At 75.0% G+C, this 17,859-nt stretch carries 11 protein-coding genes and 1 pseudogene; 8 read left to right on the forward strand and 4 right to left on the reverse strand.

Annotated features, from left to right (window positions below; translation table 11 throughout):
- Positions 1-85: 85 nt before the first annotated feature.
- On the forward strand, positions 86-4,591 hold the full coding sequence (locus WMF43_RS22730; RefSeq protein WP_437683222.1) for a protein kinase domain-containing protein: 4,506 nt from the start codon (positions 86-88) through the stop codon (positions 4,589-4,591).
- A gap of 83 nt (positions 4,592-4,674) precedes the next feature.
- Here WMF43_RS22730 and WMF43_RS22735 read toward each other — a convergent pair whose 3' ends face one another.
- A complete protein-coding gene (locus WMF43_RS22735) occupies positions 4,675-5,880 on the reverse strand; it encodes a hypothetical protein (protein ID WP_437683223.1) in 1,206 nt (401 codons plus the stop codon).
- A gap of 267 nt (positions 5,881-6,147) precedes the next feature.
- Positions 6,148-8,883, reverse strand: a complete 2,736-nt coding sequence (locus WMF43_RS22740; RefSeq protein ID WP_437683224.1) for a transglycosylase SLT domain-containing protein — start codon at positions 8,881-8,883, stop codon at positions 6,148-6,150.
- A gap of 318 nt (positions 8,884-9,201) precedes the next feature.
- Between WMF43_RS22740 and WMF43_RS22745 the strand changes: the two genes are divergently transcribed.
- The 4 genes and pseudogenes from WMF43_RS22745 to WMF43_RS22760 all read left to right on the forward strand — a co-directional run.
- Positions 9,202-9,684 carry a MarR family winged helix-turn-helix transcriptional regulator gene (locus tag WMF43_RS22745; RefSeq protein ID WP_104981903.1) on the forward strand — a complete coding sequence of 161 codons (483 nt, stop codon included), beginning with the start codon at positions 9,202-9,204 and terminating at the stop codon, positions 9,682-9,684.
- Positions 9,685-9,990: 306 nt separating this feature from the next.
- Positions 9,991-11,163: a hypothetical protein gene (locus tag WMF43_RS22750; RefSeq protein WP_437683225.1), complete on the forward strand. Its 1,173-nt coding sequence runs from the start codon at positions 9,991-9,993 to the stop codon at positions 11,161-11,163.
- A 121-nt stretch (positions 11,164-11,284) separates the two neighbouring features.
- Complete coding sequence (locus WMF43_RS22755; protein WP_437683226.1) at positions 11,285-12,085, forward strand: CDP-alcohol phosphatidyltransferase family protein; 801 nt, start codon at positions 11,285-11,287, stop codon at positions 12,083-12,085.
- 302 nt (positions 12,086-12,387) lie between these two features.
- A pseudogene (locus tag WMF43_RS22760) lies at positions 12,388-12,933 on the forward strand (phosphatase PAP2 family protein); the annotation flags it as partial.
- 50 nt (positions 12,934-12,983) lie between these two features.
- On the opposite strand, the gene WMF43_RS22765 reads toward WMF43_RS22760, so the two are convergent.
- Positions 12,984-13,691 (reverse strand): cob(I)yrinic acid a,c-diamide adenosyltransferase, encoded by a 708-nt coding sequence (locus tag WMF43_RS22765; RefSeq protein WP_437683227.1) that lies wholly within the window; start codon positions 13,689-13,691, stop codon positions 12,984-12,986.
- 100 nt (positions 13,692-13,791) lie between these two features.
- Here WMF43_RS22765 and WMF43_RS22770 point away from each other — a divergent pair, with 100 nt between their 5' ends.
- On the forward strand, positions 13,792-15,351 hold the full coding sequence (locus WMF43_RS22770) for a hypothetical protein (RefSeq protein ID WP_437683228.1): 1,560 nt from the start codon (positions 13,792-13,794) through the stop codon (positions 15,349-15,351).
- 157 nt (positions 15,352-15,508) lie between these two features.
- Positions 15,509-16,672: a molybdopterin-synthase adenylyltransferase MoeB gene (gene moeB, locus WMF43_RS22775; protein ID WP_437683229.1), complete on the forward strand. Its 1,164-nt coding sequence runs from the start codon at positions 15,509-15,511 to the stop codon at positions 16,670-16,672.
- A gap of 115 nt (positions 16,673-16,787) precedes the next feature.
- On the opposite strand, the gene WMF43_RS22780 is transcribed toward moeB, so the two are convergent.
- Positions 16,788-17,120, reverse strand: coding sequence for a hypothetical protein (locus tag WMF43_RS22780; RefSeq protein WP_437683230.1), 333 nt, complete (start codon positions 17,118-17,120; stop codon positions 16,788-16,790).
- A gap of 187 nt (positions 17,121-17,307) precedes the next feature.
- On the opposite strand from WMF43_RS22780, the gene WMF43_RS22785 reads away from it, so the two are divergent.
- Positions 17,308-17,772 carry a hypothetical protein gene (locus WMF43_RS22785; RefSeq protein ID WP_437683231.1) on the forward strand — a complete coding sequence of 155 codons (465 nt, stop codon included), beginning with the start codon at positions 17,308-17,310 and terminating at the stop codon, positions 17,770-17,772.
- Positions 17,773-17,859 lie beyond the last annotated feature (87 nt).

The raw sequence follows: 17,859 nt of genomic DNA on the forward strand, positions 1-17,859 counted from the left end.
CAGGTGCGACCGCGAGCGCTCAACCTGGGCCGGCGGCGGTGTTCGCGATCCCCTCCGGCCGCGTTCGGCGGTAAGAGATCAGGAGATGCCCGCTCGCGATGGATTGCTCGAGGTCGGGGCGCTCGTGGACGGCCGTTACCAGGTGCTCGGACACCTGGGCAGCGGCGGTCACAGCGTCGTCTACGAGGCGCGCCAGATCGTGACCACCCAGCGCGTGGCGCTCAAGCTGCTGCGGCCCGAGACGCTGCGTCGCGCGCGTGAAAGCGGATCGCAAGAGGCGCGCTTCGAGCGGGAGATGCAGGTCATCGCCCAGCTGAGCCACCCGCACATCGTGCGGCTGCTCGACGCCGGGCGCCTGCCCGATGGCGAGCTCTACCTGGCGCTGGAGTTCGTCGACGGCGAGACGCTGACCGCGCGCTGCCAGCGCACGCGGGGCATCGAGCCGAACGAGGCGAAGCGGCTGATGCTGCAGGTGCTCGACGCGGTCGGCTTCGCCCACGAGCGCGGCGTCGTGCACCGGGACCTGAAGCCGCACAACGTCATGGTCGCCGGCTCCGGGCGGCGGACGCACGCCAAGGTCTTGGATTTCGGCATCGCCGCGCTCATCGGCGAGGCGCGCGCCGCTGACTACCGGGCGCTGACGCCCACCGGGGAGTTCAACGGGACGCCGGCCTACATGGCCCCGGAGCAGCTCGTGCAGTCGACCCCGACGGCCGCGGCGGACATCTACGCGTGGGGGCTCACCTTCCTCGAGTGCCTGATCGGCGCGCCCGTGATGCACGAGGCGACCGTCGCGGAGGTCATCTTCCGGCAGCTGAGCCCCGAGCCGGTGCCGATCCCCCGCGCCCTCCGCGGGCACCCCCTGGGCGCGCTGCTGGAGCGGGCGACCGCCAAGTCGCCGGCGCACCGCTTCCGGTCCGCGCGCGACGCCTACGAGCTGCTGGAGGCGTGCGACGTGACGGACATCCCGTGGCCGCTGCCCAGCGACGCAGGCCGCGGCGCCACCGGTCAGGGGCGCGCCGGCGCGCTGGAGCAGGGCGCCATCGCGACGCGCGCGGCGTACGAGGACGCCAACCAGGAGACGCAGCACGTGCCCTCCGTCATCGTGCAGGCGCACAGCGCGCCGCCGAAGAGCCTCGAGCAGCAGCGGCACGACGAGCGGCTGGCCGCGGCGCCGACGCTCGCCATGGCGGGCCGCATGCTCGCGCCCGGCGGAGAGCCGGCGCGGCCGATCCGCAGCGCGGCGCTCCCGCCCGGCGCCACCATCCCGCGCGGCTCGCAGCCGCCGCCGCCCCTGAACGCGACGTCGCGCCCGAGCTACCCGCCCGGGATGCGCCACACGACCGGCACCGGCCGCGGCGAGCGCCGCCAGCTCACCGTCCTGGTCTGCGGGCTCGCCAGCGCCGAGCGCATCGCGGACACGGTCGACAGCGAGGCGTTCCACGAGCTCGTCCAGATGTACCAGGCGGCGTGCGCCCAGGTGATCGGCGCGCAGGAGGGGGTCTTCCTCCGCTCCCCCGGCGAGGAGACGATCGCGTACTTCGGGCACCCGGTGGCGCGAGAGGACGACGCGATCCGCGCCGTGCAGGCGGCGCTCGACCTGGTCGAGCACATGGCCGGCCTGAACGCGCGCGAGCTCACCTCCGTGCCGCTGGCCGTGCAGGTCGGCGTGCACACCGGGATCGTCGTCGTCGCGGACAGCGACGCCGCGCCGTCGCTCGCCGGTCCGACGCTGAACGCCGCGACCCAGCTGAAGGCGCACGCCGAGCCGGGGACGGTGCTCGTCAGCCGCGCCACGCAGAAGCTGATCGAGGGCTACTACCACGTGGACGCGCTCGGCGAGATCAGCCCGAAGGGCGCGCGCCAGCCGATCGAGGTCTTCGCGGTTCACGGGCGCACGACGGCGCGGGACCGGCTGGACGCGAGGATGCATCAGGGGCTCACCCCGCTCGTCGGTCGGGAAGACGAGCTCGATCAGCTCGCGGCCCGGTGGTCGCGGGCCGCGGGCGGCGCCGGCCAGGTGGTGCTGATGACGGGCGAGGCCGGCATCGGCAAGTCGAGGAGCGTGCGCGCCTTCCGCGACCGGCTGGCCGGGACGCCGCACCTGTGGCTCGAGGCGCGGTGCTCGCCGCAGCTCCAGAACAGCGCGTTCTATCCGGTCATCGAGCTGCTCAACGCGCTGCTCACGGGCGACCGCGAGCGCGCGAGCACGCTGAGCGGCGCGGCGCCGTCGAGCAGCGCCGCGCCGTCGAGCAGCGTCGCGCCGCCGAGCGGCGCCACCCCGGACGGGGGCGGCGACAGGCTCGCGCGGCTGGAGCGGCTGCTCGCCGACGTGGAGGCAGGGCCGCTCGCCGCGCCGCTGCTCGCCTCGCTGCTGTCCATCCCGGTCGAGGGGCGCCACGCGATGCCGGCGCTCACCCCGCAGCGCCAGCGGCAGGAGACGATCGCGTCGCTGCTGCAGCTCTTCCTCGGGCTCGCCGACCGGCAGCCGCTCGTGCTCACGGCCGAGGACCTGCACTGGGCCGACCCGTCCACCCTGGAGCTGCTCGGCCGGCTCATCGAGGAGGGGAGGCCGTCGCCGCTCCTCTTGCTCCTGACCGCGCGACCCACGTTCACGCCGCCGTGGCCGATGCGATCCCACTTCGCGCAGATCCACCTCGCGCCCCTCGGCGCCGACCGGATGGCGTCGCTCGTCCAGCAGCTCGCCGGCGCCTTCGCCGCGGGCGGCGCGCCCTCCGTGCCGGCCTCGCTGCCGCGCGAGATGGTGCAGATGCTCGCGGAGCGCAGCGACGGCGTCCCGCTGTTCGCGGAGGAGCTCACGCGCATGGTGCTCGAGTCGGCCGCCGCGAAGGCGGCCGCGGGGGAGCTGCCCGGATCGCCGAGCTCCTGGCTCGGGTGGATCGGCGCGCTCGAGATCCCGACCACCCTGCAGCACTCGCTCATGTCGCGCCTCGACCGCCTCGGTCCGGCCAAGGAGGTCGCCCAGCTCGGCGCGGTGTTCGGGCGCTCGTTCGGGTACGAGGCGCTCGAGCTCTGCGCGGGCGGCGCCGGCGCGGAGCCGCTGCTCGCGGCCTCGAGCCCCGAGGCGCTGCGGGAGGCGCTCGCGCAGCTCGTCGACGCCGAGCTGCTCTTCCAGCGGGCGCGCCCGCCGCGCGCCACGTACACGTTCAAGCACGCGCTGGTGCAGGACGCGGCCTACCAGTCGCTGCTCCGCAGCACGCGGCAGGTGTACCACGCGCGCATCGCCGCCGTCCTCGCCGAGCGCTTCCCCGAGACGCCGCCCGAGCTGCTCGCGCGGCACTACACCGAGGCCGCGCTGATCGGCCCCGCCGTCGCGGCCTGGCAGCGCGCGGGCGAGGCCGCGCTCGTGTCCTCCGCGCACGCCGAGGCGATCAGCCACCTCCGCCGCGGGCTCGAGCTCCTGAAGCAGCTGCCGGAGTCGAAGGAGCGGACGCGCGACGAGATCACGCTGCAGACGACGCTCGGCGTGCCGCTGATGATCACGCGGGGCTACGCCGCGCCGGAGGTCGAGGCGGCGTACGCGCGCGCGCACGCGCTCTGCGGCGAGGCGGGGGCGTCGCCGCAGCTCTTCCCGGCGCTGTGGGGGCTCTGGATCTTCTTCCACGTCCGCGGCGACTACGCGCTCGCGGAGCAGCACGGCGAGCAGCTGCTCGCGCTCGCCGAGAGCACGGGCGACGCCGGCATCTCGCTGGGCGCGCACCAGGCGCTCGGCGCGACCCGCTTCCTCCGGGGGCGCCTCCGCGAGGCCCGGGAGCACTTCAACAAGGTGCTCTCGATCTACGATCCCGCGCGCCACCTGCCGCTCGCCTTCCTCTTCGGCCACGACGCCGCCGCGTTCTCGCTCTCCCACCTCGCCTGGATCGCCTTCCACCTCGGTGAGCCGGAGCGGGCGACGGCGTCGATCGACGAGGCGCTCGCCCTCTGCGAGGAGCTCAACCAGCCCGTGAGCCGCGGCTTCGTCGAGCACTTCGCCGCCGTGCTCTGCTGCCTGCTCGGCGATCCCGCGGGCGCGGAGGCGCACGCGCTCGAGCTCAGCAAGCTCTCCGAGGAGGTGGGTATGCCCCACTGGGGGGCGCTCAGCCAGATCGACTTCGGCTGGGCCATGGCGACGCGCGCCGCCCAGGGGGCGGCCGGCGAGGCGGCGCGGGCGCGTTACGCGGAGGGCGCCGCGCGCATCCGCGGCGGGCTGGCGATGCTGATCGGCGTCGGCAGCCGCGTGTCGCTGACGTACTGGCGGTCGGCGCTCATCGAGGCGGAGCTCGGCGCGGGCAACGTCGGCGAGGCCAGCGCGCTGCTCGCCGACACGCTGGCGTTCGTCGAGAAGAGCGACGAGCGCTACTTCGAGCCCGAGCTCTACCGGATCGAGGGCGAGATCGCCCTCGCGCGCGGGGCGCCGTCCCCCGCCGAGGCGCGGGCACAGGCGGAAGCGGCGTTCCGGAAGGGGCGCGAGATCGCCGAGCGCCAGGGCGCGCTCGGCCTCATGGCGCAGCTCGCGGAGCGCCGCGGGGCGCGCGCGAGCTCGGCGGCCGACGCGCTGGACGCGCTGGACGAGAAGGAGCAGCGCGCGTAGCAACGCGGCGTGCGGCCCACGAGGCCGCCAGCGCACGCGCACCGCGTGGCGTCAGAGCTTCAGAGCTCGCGCACCGCGCGGCGTCAGAGCTCGCCGTGGTGCGGCTTCGGTATCCGCCAGGCCACGATCTCGGCGTGCTGCTCGCCGCTGAAGGGCCGCTCCAGGAGGCGCGGGCAGCACTGCCGCGAGCGGAACAGCTCGAGGATATAGCTCATGCGATCGTTCAGGGACGTCCAGTCCTTGGCGCCGCTGCCCTTCGTCGTCTGATCATGGGCGTCGTACGTGCGGAGGAGCTCGTAGAGGTCGCTGTCCTCGATGGTCGCGAGCTCCGTGCAGTGCAGCGGCGAGCCGGGAGGCGGCGGCAGATCGGCGCCGAGCGCGAGGACCTCGTCGGGCAGGCCCATGGTCATCATCTCCTTGGTCGCCACCGAGCACCACAGCGCCTGCAGCTTCTCGAGTTTGTCGGCGACCATCGACCGCAGCGCCTCGGGCAGGCGCCGCCCGGGCGTGCCGAGCGCGGCGCGCATGCAGCGGACGGGCGCCTCGATCGCCCGCGCGATGTACGGCTGCAGGCGCACCTGCTCGTGCAGCCCGACGCGCGCGTTGGCGAGGAGGATGAGCTCCGCCTTCTTGTCCGGATCGTCCGTGAGCAGCGCCGCGTGGTAATGCATCATGGCGCTGCGCAGCAGCCCCTGGCCCCCCGTCGGCGACGGCCCCGGCTGGAGGCCTTCGATCAGCGCGGCGAGCCGCGCGTCGTCCGGCTTCGGGCAGTCGCGGTAGAGCTCGATCATGCGCGCGAACAGCGGCCCGAGCTCCTGGAACACCTTCAGGTTGCCGACGGCGATGTCGAGGCTCAGCTCGAGCAGGATCCGCTCCGGGATGTCCATGAGCCCGAGGCCGTAACCCCACCAGGGCTTGATCATCGCGAAGCCGCTGGCGCGCGGGGGGAGATCGGCCTCGTCCTCCTCCGAGAGGATCAGCCGCCGGAGCGTCGCCGGCACCTCCTCGTTGCGGATGAACCGCCCCGCCGTCTTCGACGCCCACGTGGCGAAGGTGCACCAGTGGGCGTTGCGCCCGCCGAGCAGCTTCACGAGCTCCGCGGAGAGGTCGTGATAGCACTGGGTGATAAGCAGGTTGCGCAGCTCCGGCTGATCGTTCAGCGCGATGATGTCGCGCACCCGGTGGATCAGCGAGGGCGCCCCGGAGCTGTCCAGCTGCGCCGGGGCGGCGGCCCACGCCGGGGCCCTCACCCCGCGCTCGGCGCCGGCGCCGCGCGCCACGAGAGGCACCGGCGTCGCTCCCTCTGCCGGCAATGACAGGGCAGGTCGATAGACGCTGTCCTGGAGATGTGCGGCGCCCTCGCCCCCTGGCGCCGCAGACATCAACGCCTTTGCAACTCCTGTCATTCTGCCTTGGTATCTCCAACTGCTGCCAGCTGTCCATACCTGTCCATAAGTCCATGCTCGAAAAACAGGCGGGCACGTCGGAGCGCTGAACACTCGCGTTCCAGATCGTGCTCGTCCGGACGAGATCCGGGCGTGAGGGCGGAGGCCGTGCTAAGGGGCGGGCGTCGCGGCGCGCACGTCCGCCGCGGCGCCGCCGACGCGCGGCCAGGTCGTGACGCTCACCCGGTGCTCGCGGCCGAAGGTCCGCGCGACCACGGCGCGCACGTCGGCCGGCTCGACCTCCTCGAGCGCGCGCAGCAGGCGCGGCAAGCCGCCCGGGTCGAGCGCGGCGCGCAGCCGCAGTTCCGTGACCGGCCGAGGGACCGCTGGCGGCGCCCCGACGGCGGAGCGCCGCGCGAGCTCCCGCTCGAGATCGAGCTTGAGCAGCGCTTTGGCGAGGGCCAGCTCCTTCCAGGTCGGCCCGGACGTCGCGAGCGACGCGAGCTCGGCGTCGAGGCGCTGCTCGACCTCGGCGACGTCGCGCGCTGGAGCGGGGGTGAGCTCCACCGCCGCCACGCTCGCCCGCGCGCCGAGCGAGAGCCGGCCCGTCACCTCGGACGCGATCTGCCCCTCGGCGACGAGGGCCTTGGCGAGCCGCGCGACGCGGGGGCCGGTGAGGATCTCCATGGCGATCCGGAGCGCCGCCTCGTCGGCGCCGCCCTCCGGGGGCGCGATCCAGCCGTAGAGCAGGCGCGGCGCCGGCACCGCGTCCTCGACGACGAGCCGCTCCTCGCGCGGGTGTGGCCCGACCGGGCGCTCCGGCTCCGCGGCGACGCGCTGGAGGGAGCGCGCGAGCGCCTGCTCGACCGCCGCGCGGGAGACGTCGCCCGAGAGCGCGATGGTCGCCTGCGCCGCGGCGCGCTCGCGCCGGAGCGACTCGGTGAGCAGGAGCTCGCTGGCCGCGCTCGCGTCGTCGCGCGCGCCGATCAAGGTGCCCTCGAGCGGGTGGCCGGCCGGGAACAGCGCCTCGCCGAGCGCGATCCACGACGGGCCGTAGGGCGTCCGCTCGAGCGCGCGGCGCGAGGCCGCGCTGGCCTGCCTCCGGAGCTCGGCGAGGCGCGCCGCGCTCGCCTCGCCGAGCAGCAGCCTGAGCCGCGCCGCGATGAGGTCGACGCCGACGTCGAGGTCGCGCGGAGGGACCGCGATCGCGACGCGGGCCTCGCTGGCGAGCGCGAGCGCCCCACCCCGGGCCTCGCCCGCGGGCTGCTCCGGGACCGCGAGGGCCGCGCTGATCGACACGAGCGGCGCGGCGGGGTCCTCCCGGAGGTCGACCGCGACGCCGCTCGGGAGCCGGAAGCGCTGCACCTGCTCCCGGCCGAGCTCCGCGAGGAAGCCGAGCTGCTTCTCGATCGCCGCCTCGCGGCCCTTGAGGGCCCCGGCGCCGCCCGCGCCTGCGGGCACGTCGAAGGACGACGCCGGGACGATGCGGCCGCTGACGAGGCCGAGCGGGTCGTCCGCGAACGCAGGGCGCCAGCCGACGCCGCTCGCGATCATCACGACCGGAAGCTTCGCCTCCAGCGCTTCCGAGTTGCCGAGGAGCGGCATCGGCGCGGGCGCCTGGCCGGGAGGGGTGAAGAGCGGGAGGCGGTTTCTGCCGAGCGACGCGGGGCGGGGCGGCAGCGGGGCGCCGCCCAGCGCGAGCGCGCTGCCCGCGCCGTCCGGGTCGAGCGCGCCGCCCGCCGCGCGCGGCGCGGCCGAGACGCCGTCGCCCTCGTCCTCGCCGAGCTCCTCGTGATCGAGGTAGGCGGGGAACAGGGCGAGGGCGCGCGCGACGCGATCCGCCGGCAGCGAGATGAGGTGGTCGCTGCGGCCCGGCGGGACGCGCTCGCGCAGGAGCTCGGGGTTGTGCTCGCGCAGCACGGCGGTCGAGATGCCGGCCGCGCGCGCGATGGTCGAGAGCCGCGTCCCCGGCGGGACCGCGACCTCGCCGAGGTCGAGCGCGGGGAGCGGCGCGACGTCGGGCAGATCCAGCCCGAAGCGCGCGCGGTTCGCCGCGACGAGCGCGAACGCGACGATCTGCGGCACGTAGTCCGCGGTCTCGCCCGGGATGGCGCCGGCCTGCGCCAGCTCGGCGTGCCCGATCGGCCCGCGGGCCTCCGGATCGCGCGCCGCCGCGGCGCGCGACAGCGCGCGCAGGACGCCCTCGTGGCCGAGGTTGTACGCCGCGAGCGCGAGGTCCCAGCGGCCGAAGCGCTCGTAGAGGTCGCGCAGGTGCGCGGCCGCGGCGTGCGTGGCGCGCGCGATGCTCATGCGCGCGTCGATCCACTCGGACTGCTCCAGCCCGTAGGCCGCGCCCGTGCTCGGCATGAACTGCCAGAGCCCCGCCGCCCCCGCCGGCGACACCGCCCGCGGATCGAAGCCGCTCTCCACCGCCGCGACCCACAGGAGATCCTCGGGCAGGCCCGCCTCGCGCAGCGAGCGCTCGACGATCTCGCGGTACGCGCCGGCGCGCCGGAAGCGCCGCAGGAACACGGCCCGCCCTTCCTCCGACTGGGCGAAGAAGCGGACGAACCGCATCGTGCGCCGGGTGAGGGGCACGTCGAGGTCCGGCATCCTCAGGGTGGCCAGCGCCGCCCCCCCGGGATCGTCGAGATCCTCGTCCGCCGCCGGCTCGAACTCGCGCACGTGGAGCGGCGCGAGCGCGCGCGGCGCTTCGACCGGAGGCAGCTGGCAGGCGCCCGGCGCGGGGACGTCGGCCGGCGCGCGGTCGAGGAGGCCGGGATCGCGGAAGGCGCGGTACGCCGCCGAGAAGGAGGCGCGCAGCGAAGGCGCTCGGCCGGCGGCGGCGCAAGCACAGACCAGCGCGCCGAGCCCGATCCATGGAGCGGCTCGCCGTGCCCAGCTCATCAGCGTCGATCTTTCTCCGAAATCGGCGCGCGGCGCTACGGCAAAGCGCGGCGGCGACGGCCGCGGCGACAGCGGCGGCCGGGTGTGAGCCGCTCGCCTTCCCTCCCCCTACCCTTCCCCTTCCCCTCCCCTTCCCCTCCCCTCGCCCACGAGCTCCCAGCGAGGCGCCGGGCCGGTCGAGGCCCCCGCCCCGGCGCGTCCGCCGAAAGGGGCGCGCGCCCGGAGAACCTCGCCCCGGCGCGTCCGCCGCGCGGAGGACCGCGCCCCGTGCGGCCAGCCCTGGCGGCCTGCGTCCGGGCGAGCTAGCAAGCTTCGGCGATGCGCTCCTCTCAAGCCGCACCCCCGTCAGAGAAGAGCTCCCGGCTAGGCGAGGTGCTCGACTTCATGAAGCTCCTGTGGGCCGTCGATCACGGCCTGCAGTCGACGTCGAAGCGCATGGAGGCGAAGATGGGCGTGACGGGGCCGCAGCGGCTCGTCATCCGCATCGTCGGGCGCTACCCCGGGATCTCCGCCGGGCAGCTCGCCGAGATCATGCAGCTGCACCCGAGCACCTTGACGGGTGTCCTCAAGCGGCTTCAGGAGCGCGGCATCATCGAGCGCCGGATGGATCCGAACGACGGCCGCCGCGCGCTGCTCGGCCTCACCGCGCGCGGGCGCGAGCTCGACAGCCTCCGCACCGGGACGGTCGAAGCGGCGGTGCGACAGGCCTTGAAGGCGGTGCCCCGGCGCAAGCTCGAGGCCGCGCAGGATGTGCTCGCGGCGGTCGCCGAGGCGCTGCAGCCGCAGCAGGCCGACGAGTAGCGACGTCGGAACCGCGCGCGCGGCGCGCGTTCCAGCGAGGGCGCCGCCGCTCGGCGCGCGCCTGACCCGCGCGCTCGTGAGCGGCGGCGCCGCGCGCGATGAGCGATCGGCGCGGCGCTGCGCCCGCGACCGGCGGACCCAGCGGACATCGAACGGGGGAGCAGCGGTCGTCCCGCACGGCGCCCCACGTCCCGCCGTCCCGGCGCGGAGGGAGCCGCCGCGTCGGACCCGACCGCCGGGCCTCGGGCGCGGCCTCGCACGGCGCGCGCCGCGCCCCGGCCCTCTCACACCATACACGGGGGAACAATGCGGTACTGGACAGTCGGCTCGATCGGCGCGGCGCTCATCGCCGCGATCGCCGCCGCGTGGGGCTGCGGCTCCGGCGGAGGAGGCAGCGGCGGCGCGGCCACGGGAGGGACCGGCGCGGCCACGGGAGGGACCGGCGCGGGAGGTGAAGGGAGCGCGAGCCATGGCGCGGCCTGCACGGTGGAGGCCCGCGGCCTGGAGGTGAGCCGAGGCGGCGGGACCACGCCCGCGATCACCTGGACCGGCGCGGGCTTCGCGGTCGCCTGGCAGGAGCGCGGCGCCGACGGAGGCGACATCCACCTCGCCGCCCTGGACGCGGACGGCAACAGGGTGCGGGAAGAGGTGATCGACGGCGGGCCGAACGTCTCCAGCCACCCGAGCGTCCACCGCGACGGCGAGGGCCTGCTCGTCCTCTGGCAGGACCGCGACGGCGCGGGGAGCCTCGTGCGCGGCCGCCGCGCCACGCTGGCAGGGGTCCCGGAGGGCAGCGCGTTCGACGTGGGCCAGAGCAGCGCGGCCGAGGCCTGGCCGCTCGGCGCCGCGACCCAGGACGGCGTCGTGGTGGCGTGGATGGATACGCGCGGCTCGCAGCTCAAGCTCCTCGGCATCGGCGCGCTGAGCAGCGCGATGCCCGTGGACCAGGCGCGGTTCCCGGCCGTCGCAGCCGGGGGCGCCCGGACGGCCCTGGCCTGGGCCCAGGGCGACGCGATCGGCTTCGCCAGGCTCGATCCGGAGAGCCCCGCGATCGACCCGGTCCTGTATCAGGGCGTGGCCGCGCAGCTGACGCGCGTCGCGCTCGGCGGCGACGACGCGTTCGTGGTGTGGGAGGACACCCGGACCGGCACGGAGCAGATCCGCGCGATCCGGGTCTCCGCGCAGGGCGAGATGTCCCGCGAGGCGCTCGTCTCCGACGGCGGAGGCAGCGCGAACTGGCCGGCGCCCGCGTGGACCGGGAGCGGCCTGGCGGTCGCGTACTATCAGTTCCGAGAGCGGTATCCGTCCGTGATCGTGACGATCTTGAGCCCGGACCTCACGCCCACCGGCGTCGATCTCGTGGTGAGCGAGGAGGCGCACGCCCGGTTCCCGGCGATGGCCTGGACAGGCCGGGAGCTCGGCGTCGCGTATGCGGAGAAGGATCAAGGCGTCCGCCTCTCGCGCGTGAGCTGTCGCTGAGCCGGCGCGGATCGCCCACGGCGTCCAGCTCGACCGCCCGCGCCGGCGCGGATCGAACCCTGCAATCGCCCCAGCCGTGGTCCTGCTCCCCTGCGCCTTGGCGATCCTAATCTGCACAGCCGTGCTCGGCGCCTACGCCGTGCGCGTCGCGCGCCACGGCCGCCCCGCGATGCCGCGGCTCGGCGACTCCCCCGGCAGCGCGCTGCTGCCGGGGTCCGTCGTCGAGGCCGTCTACTGGTCGTTCCACGCCCCCGCGCGCGCGCTCGTGCGCCTGGGCGTCTCGCCGGACACCCTCACCTACCTCTCGCTCGCGCTGTCGCTCGCCTGCGCGCCCTTGCTCGCGTCCGGGCGCTTCCGGGCGGGCGCGGCGCTGCTCGTGGCCGGCGCCGCGCTCGACGCGCTCGACGGCATGGTGGCGCGCGCGGGCGGCAGGGCGTCGCGCGCCGGCGCGGTGCTCGACTCGTGCGTCGATCGCCTCTCCGACGCCGCGCCGCTCATCGGGCTCGCCCTCTTCTACCGCGAGCGCGCCGCGTGGCTCGCGGTCCCGCTCGTCGCGATGGTCGCCTCGTCGCTCGTGAGCTACGCGCGCGCCAAGGCCGACATCTACCGGATCTCGCTCCCGAACGGGCTGATGCGCCGGCACGAGCGGCTCGCCTACCTCGTCGCGGCGCTCTTCTTCGGCCCGGCCGTGCCGGCGGCGCGGTGGACCGGCGCGCTCCCCTTCCCGATCACGATCGCCGGCGTCGCCTTCGTCGCGTGCGTCGCGCTCGCCGCCGGCCTGCGGCTCGTGCAGCGGACGCGCGCCTGCCTCGCGGCCGCCGACGCCGCGGAGCTGCCCGGGCCGAGGGCGACCGCGCGCGGCGGAAGCGACGGGCGGCCGCGCCTCCTCGGCGGCGGCAAGCCCTCCAGCGCGCCGCTGTGAGCCTGCTGCGGCACGCGCGCGCCCTCTGGGGGCCCGTGTGGTGGCTGCCCGCGCTGCCGTGGCTCGCCTACGCCGCCGCGCTCGCGGGCCGCGGCGCCGCGCGCTGGGACCACCTCGCCGTGGCCGCCGTCGCCGCCGCGAGCGCCTACGCGAGCCGGCGCTCGCGGCGCTTCTTCCTGAACGCGTTGCCCTTCCTGCTCGTGTTCCTCGTGTACGACGGCGTGCGGCAGCTCGGCGGCCTCGCCGCGCCGGGCCGCGTCCTCGCGTGCGAGCTGCGCGCGGCGGAGCTCGCGCTGTTCGGCGTGCGGCGCGGCGGGCGGCTGCTCACGCCGAACGAGCTGCTCGCGCGGCTCGAGCGCCCCGCGCTCGACCTCCTGTGCGCCCTCCCCTATGGCGGCTACGTGCCGGTGATGGTCGCGCACTGGCTCCACCTCTACCGCCGCCGCGCCGCCCTCGCGCGCCGGTTCGCCTGGCTCGCGTTCGCGACGCACCTGCTCGGCATCCTCACCTACCGCCTGCTCCCGGCCGCGCCGCCCTGGTACGTGCAGGCCCGCGGCTGCGCGATCGATCCGGCCGTCGAGAGCTCCCCCGCGGCGCTCTCGCGCGTGGACGTGATGCTCGGCGTCCACTACTTCCGCGACCTCTACAGCCGCGGCGCCACCGCCTACGGGGCGCTGCCGTCGCTCCACGTCACGTACCCGCTCTACGGGATCCTCGCGACGTACCGCCGGGCGAGCGCGCCGTCCCTGGCCCTCCAGATCACCTACGCCGCGCTCATGCTGTTCGCGGCGATCTACCTCAACCACCACTGGCTGATCGACGCGCTGCTCGGCTACGCCTACGTCGCGCTCGCGTGGGCGGTCGTCGCGCGCCTCCTGCCCGACCGGGGCGCCTCGGATCAGGACCCGGGCGATTTGCCGCCGCTCGCCGAGGCGTCGGGCTCCCAGAGGATCTCGGGCGCGCCGAGCAGCACGGACGCCCAGCGGCTCCAGACGAAGAGGGCGTCGCTCAGGCGGTTCAAGTAGCCGACCGCCATCGGATCGGCGTGGCCTGCCTGCGCGAGCCGCACGCAGCAGCGCTCCGCCCGGCGGCACACGGTCCGCGCCACGTGCAGGTCCGTGTTGAGCCGCGATCCGCCGGGGAGGACGAACGAACGCAGCGGCGCGAGGTCCTCCTGGCAGCGGTCCATCTCGCCCTCGAGCGCCTCGATCTCCGCCTGGGTCACGCGGGGCTGCTTCGGGTGCACGTCCTCCGGCAGCGTCGCGAGGATCGAGCCCAGGTTGAAGAGCTCGTGCTGGACGCGGAGCAGCGTGCGCCCGAGCCCGCCGAGCCGCTCGGCGCTCCCCGGGGGCGCGGACGGCAGGAGCTCGAGCAGCGTCTGCCGCGCGGCGCCGATCAGCGCGTTGAGCTCGTCGACCGTGCCGTAGGTCTCGATCCGCGCGTCGTCCTTGGGCACCTGCTGCCCGCCGACCAGCCGGGTGAGCCCGCCGTCCCCCTGCCGCGTGTAGACGCGGTTGATCGTGATCTTCGGCGCGCTGAAGACGCGCTCTCCGCCCTTGTCGTCCCCGGCCCGAGCCCCCGTCCCGCGCGTATCGTCGTCGCTCACGCGGATTTCACCTAGAGCGTGAGGGCTTCAGGGTCAAGGAAGGCATTCCCACGAGGGGCGGCATTGACGATCCTCCCGTGGGGGTGGAACAGTCCAGCCTATGCGTTCGCCGGGACCGCCGCGCCAAGCTCCTGCCCGCCCTCTCCTCCTCGTCCTCGCGCTCGCGGCGATCCCCGCCGCGCCCGGCTGCGCCGCCGACGCCGCCGCGCGGCCCGCGCCGCGGCCCGCGGTCACGGCGGAGCTCGCGCGCATCGACGACAGCCGCAGGCTCATCGACGACGCGGGCCGGGCCGTGTCCGACCGGCGCTACGAGGAGGCCCGCGCGCTGCTCGACAAGGCGAGCGCGCTCAACGTGGACTCCCATCGGTACGAGATCACCGAGCTGCGGGAGCGGCTCGACAAACGCGAGGCGAAGCTCTGGGCGACCGACGCGGCCGAAGCGCTCGAGCAGAAGCAATGCGAGGCCGCGTTCAGCAAGCTGTCGGCGCGCATCGAGGAGCTCGGGAGCGAGGCGTTCGCGCGCGAGGTCCAGCGGCTCGTGCAGCCGCAGGCCGTCGCGTGCGCGAACGAGAAGGTCGACGCGGCGACCACCGCCGGCCGGTTCGCGGAGGCGCGCGCGTTCCTCGCGGCGGCGCCGACGCGGGCCGTGCTCGGCACGGCGAGCGCGGACCGGCTCGCCGCGGAGCTCGACGAAACCCTCGTCGAGGCCCTCCATGGCCAGGTCGAGGCCGACGTGTCGGCCGGGAGCTGGGCGGGCGCCGTCGAGAAGATCGACGCCGCCGTGAAGCGGGGGGACGCCTCCGAGGAGCAGGGCCGCGCCGTCCTCGAGCGCGTCCGCGGCGCCGCGGCGCCGCGGCTCGCCGAGCTCGCCGGCAAGGCGCTCGGCGCGCAGGACGCGGCGGCCACGCTGAAGCAGCTCGACGCGGCGATCGCGCTGCTCGGGTGGGAGACGCTCGCGCCCGGCCTGGCCGCGCTGCCGGGCAGCAGCGCGATGCCCGAGGCCCTCGCGCGGCGGCACGCCGCCCTCGGCGCGTGGGTCGAGGCGCTGCGGCTCCGGATGAAGCCCATGAAGAAGCCGGACAAGCGCTGGACCCACGGCACGGTCGCGGTCGCGCCCGCCTCGAACGCCGACGCCGAGCCGAAGCGCAGCCTCGCGCCCTCGACCGCGGTGTGGGTCGTCGGCCTGGCCAAGCCCCGCGCCCTCGTGACCGAGGCCGACCCCGGCGCGGGGCAGCTCACGGCGGTGCTCGACGCCGCGATCGGGTGGGTGCCGATCGAGCGCCTCGCGGTCGAGCCGACCGCCGACTGGCTGCCGCCGAACGACCAGCTGAAGGGCGAGCGCGTGTGGGGGCCGCTCCGGGAGAAGCAGCCGACGCTCGAGCTCGGCGTCGTGCGCGAGGTCCAGGGCGCCGACATCATCGTCCAGCGGCTCGCGGACGACGCTGAGGTCAAGCTGTCGCGCAAGCAGCTCCGCAGCGGTCGCCTCGCCCCGGGCACCAAGGTGCTCGCCCTCTGCGCCGCGGAGAACGAGCCGGCGACGATCGTCGAGGTGCTCCCGGCCGGCCGCGCCGCGCGCATCCAGTGCGCGGGCGGCATGCAGAAGGAAGAGCCGCTCGCCTCCCTCCGCGCGCGGCCCGAGCTCCTGCCGCGCACCCGGTAGCCCGCCGCCGCGCCCGCTCCGCGCCGCCGCCGCCTGCTCCGCACTGCAGCCGCCCGCTCCGCGCACCGCCGCCCGCTCCGCGGCGCGGGCCGCCCTCGACATCCCGGTTGACTCGTAGCCCCGCGCACCTAAGTCTCCAGGTCTCCGAGGAGCCACGATGCCCAAGACCTACAGCGACCTCATCTCCGACGTCCGCAAGTCCATCCGCGAGATCTCGCTCAACGATCTCAAGCGCCGCCTCGACGACAAGGTCCCGACGGTGCTCCTGGATGTGCGCGAAAAGGAGGAGTACCGCGCCGGCTACATCCCGGGCGCGATCTCGATCCCGAGAGCCTTCCTAGAGATGCAAGTGGAGCAGAAGCTGCCGGACAAGTCGGCGCCGATCGTGGCCTATTGCGCCGGCGGCACGCGCTCGGCGCTCGCCGCGCAAACGCTCAAGGAGCTCGGCTACACGAACGTCGAGAGCGCGAACCCGGGCTTCGTCCGCTGGAAGGACCTGAACTATCCGGTCGAGCAGCCGCCGAACCTCACCGACGCGCAGCGGGACCGGTACTCCCGCCACCTGCTCCTGCCCGAGGTCGGCGAGGCGGGCCAGGCCAAGCTGCTCGCGGCCAAGGTGCTCCTCCTCGGCGCCGGCGGCCTCGGGAGCCCGGCGGCGCTGTACCTCGCCGCCGCCGGGGTGGGGACGCTCGGGCTCGTCGACGCCGACGTGGTCGACAACTCGAACCTCCAGCGCCAGATCCTCCACGCGACCTCGCGCGTGGGCAAGCCCAAGGTCGACAGCGCGGAGACGGCGATCCGCGACCTGAACCCCGACGTGAAGGTCGTGAAGTTCCAGGAGCGCGTCGACAGCTCGAACGTCGACCGCATCTTCGACCAGTTCGACATCATCGTCGACGGGTGCGACAACTTCCCGACCCGCTACCTCGTGAACGACGCCTCGGTCTTCAAGAAGAAGCCGGTCGTCCACGGCTCCATCTTCCGCTTCGAGGGCCAGGTGACGACCTTCATGCCGGGCGTCGGGCCCTGCTACCGGTGCCTCTACCCCGAGCCGCCGCCGCCTCACCTCGCGCCGAGCTGCCAGGAGGCGGGCGTGCTCGGGATCCTCCCCGGGATCATCGGCGTCATCCAGGCGACCGAGGCGGTGAAGCTGATCCTCGGCCAGGGGTCGCCCCTCATCGGCCGGCTGCTCACCTACGACTCGCTGAAGATGAAGTTCGGCGAGCTCAAGCTCCGCCGCGACAAGAACTGCCCGGCCTGCGGCGAGTCGCCGACCATCACGAGCTACATCGACTACGAAGGCTTCTGCTTGATCGGCTGACCCGGCCGATCCAGGCGTCCGCGCCGCGGGCCGCTACGTCGTGGGCCGCGGCGTCGCCGGGGGTGCGCGCCGCGCGCCTCGACGTCACGCGCCGCGACGCCACCCCCTCACCACGTCACGACGGGTACTGCTGCACGAGCTGCCTCTCCGGCCGCTCGATGCGCTCCACGCGGCTCGTCACGATCTGCCGCTCCAGCCCGTCCGGGTCCGCCTGGGTGAAGTAGATGGGCGCGCCGACGCGCGCGTTGTTCGGCTCCGGGATCACGACGCCATTCTCGTTGATGCGGACCGCGCCCTGGAGCTTCAGGTGCAGCGCGAGGTGGGCCGTCCTGAACTTCCGCGCGGCGCGGTCGCGGACCGCCACGCAGACGTCGTCGCGGACGTGATACTCCGTGTTGCGCGTGATGAAGACCCGGTGCCTCCGGCGCTCCGTGCCCGTGTAGCTCATGCTCGTCGCTCCTTCGCGCTCCTTCGCGCGGGGCACATCCTGGCAAGGCGCGCCGCGCGTGGCCAACTTCGCCGCGGCCCGCGCGCCCTCGGCGTCCCGCACAAAATTGATCGCAGCAGCAACTTTGTGAGAAACGCCGCGCGCTTCTGGGAACGGTCGATGAGACGATGCCACGATCGCGATCGCAATGCCGCTCCGCGCGCGTCTTCCTGGTCCCGGTCTGGCGAAGATCGAGTGTCCGCCGCTCCTCCAGCGCCGGCGCGTCGAGCTCGTGGCGTGCTCGGCGGGGCGGCTGTGCGCGCTGTTCGATCACGCCGACGTGCTGAGCGAGGGGAGCACCCGGAACGAGGGCGGCGCGCTCGTCTATTACGGATCGACGAGCCTCCTGGTCGCGCTGCCGCCGGACACACCGCGCGCGGGGCCGCTGGAGCAGGCGCTCGACCGGGCGATAACGCTCGACCCGCACCTCCGGCTGCGGGCGCTCCGCGTGGCGCAGCGCGAGGCGGCCGCGCGCGCGGGGGGCCCGCTCGGCCCGCTGCAGGCCGAGATCCGCTGCGGCCTCGCCCCGCGCGCGAGCGCGGCCGCGATCGCGCTGACCGTGGACGTCACGGCGCGCGTGCTGGTCAGGACGGCGCGGCCCTCGCGCGCGTGATGCGCGCGGAATGCGGAACGCGGAACGCGGAACGTGTACAGGCAACGCGTACTGGGAACGCGTACTGGGAACGCGAAAAAGGAGCGC

Source organism: Sorangium sp. So ce131 (assembly GCF_051519095.1).
Classification (GTDB): domain Bacteria; phylum Myxococcota_A; class Polyangia; order Polyangiales; family Polyangiaceae; genus Sorangium.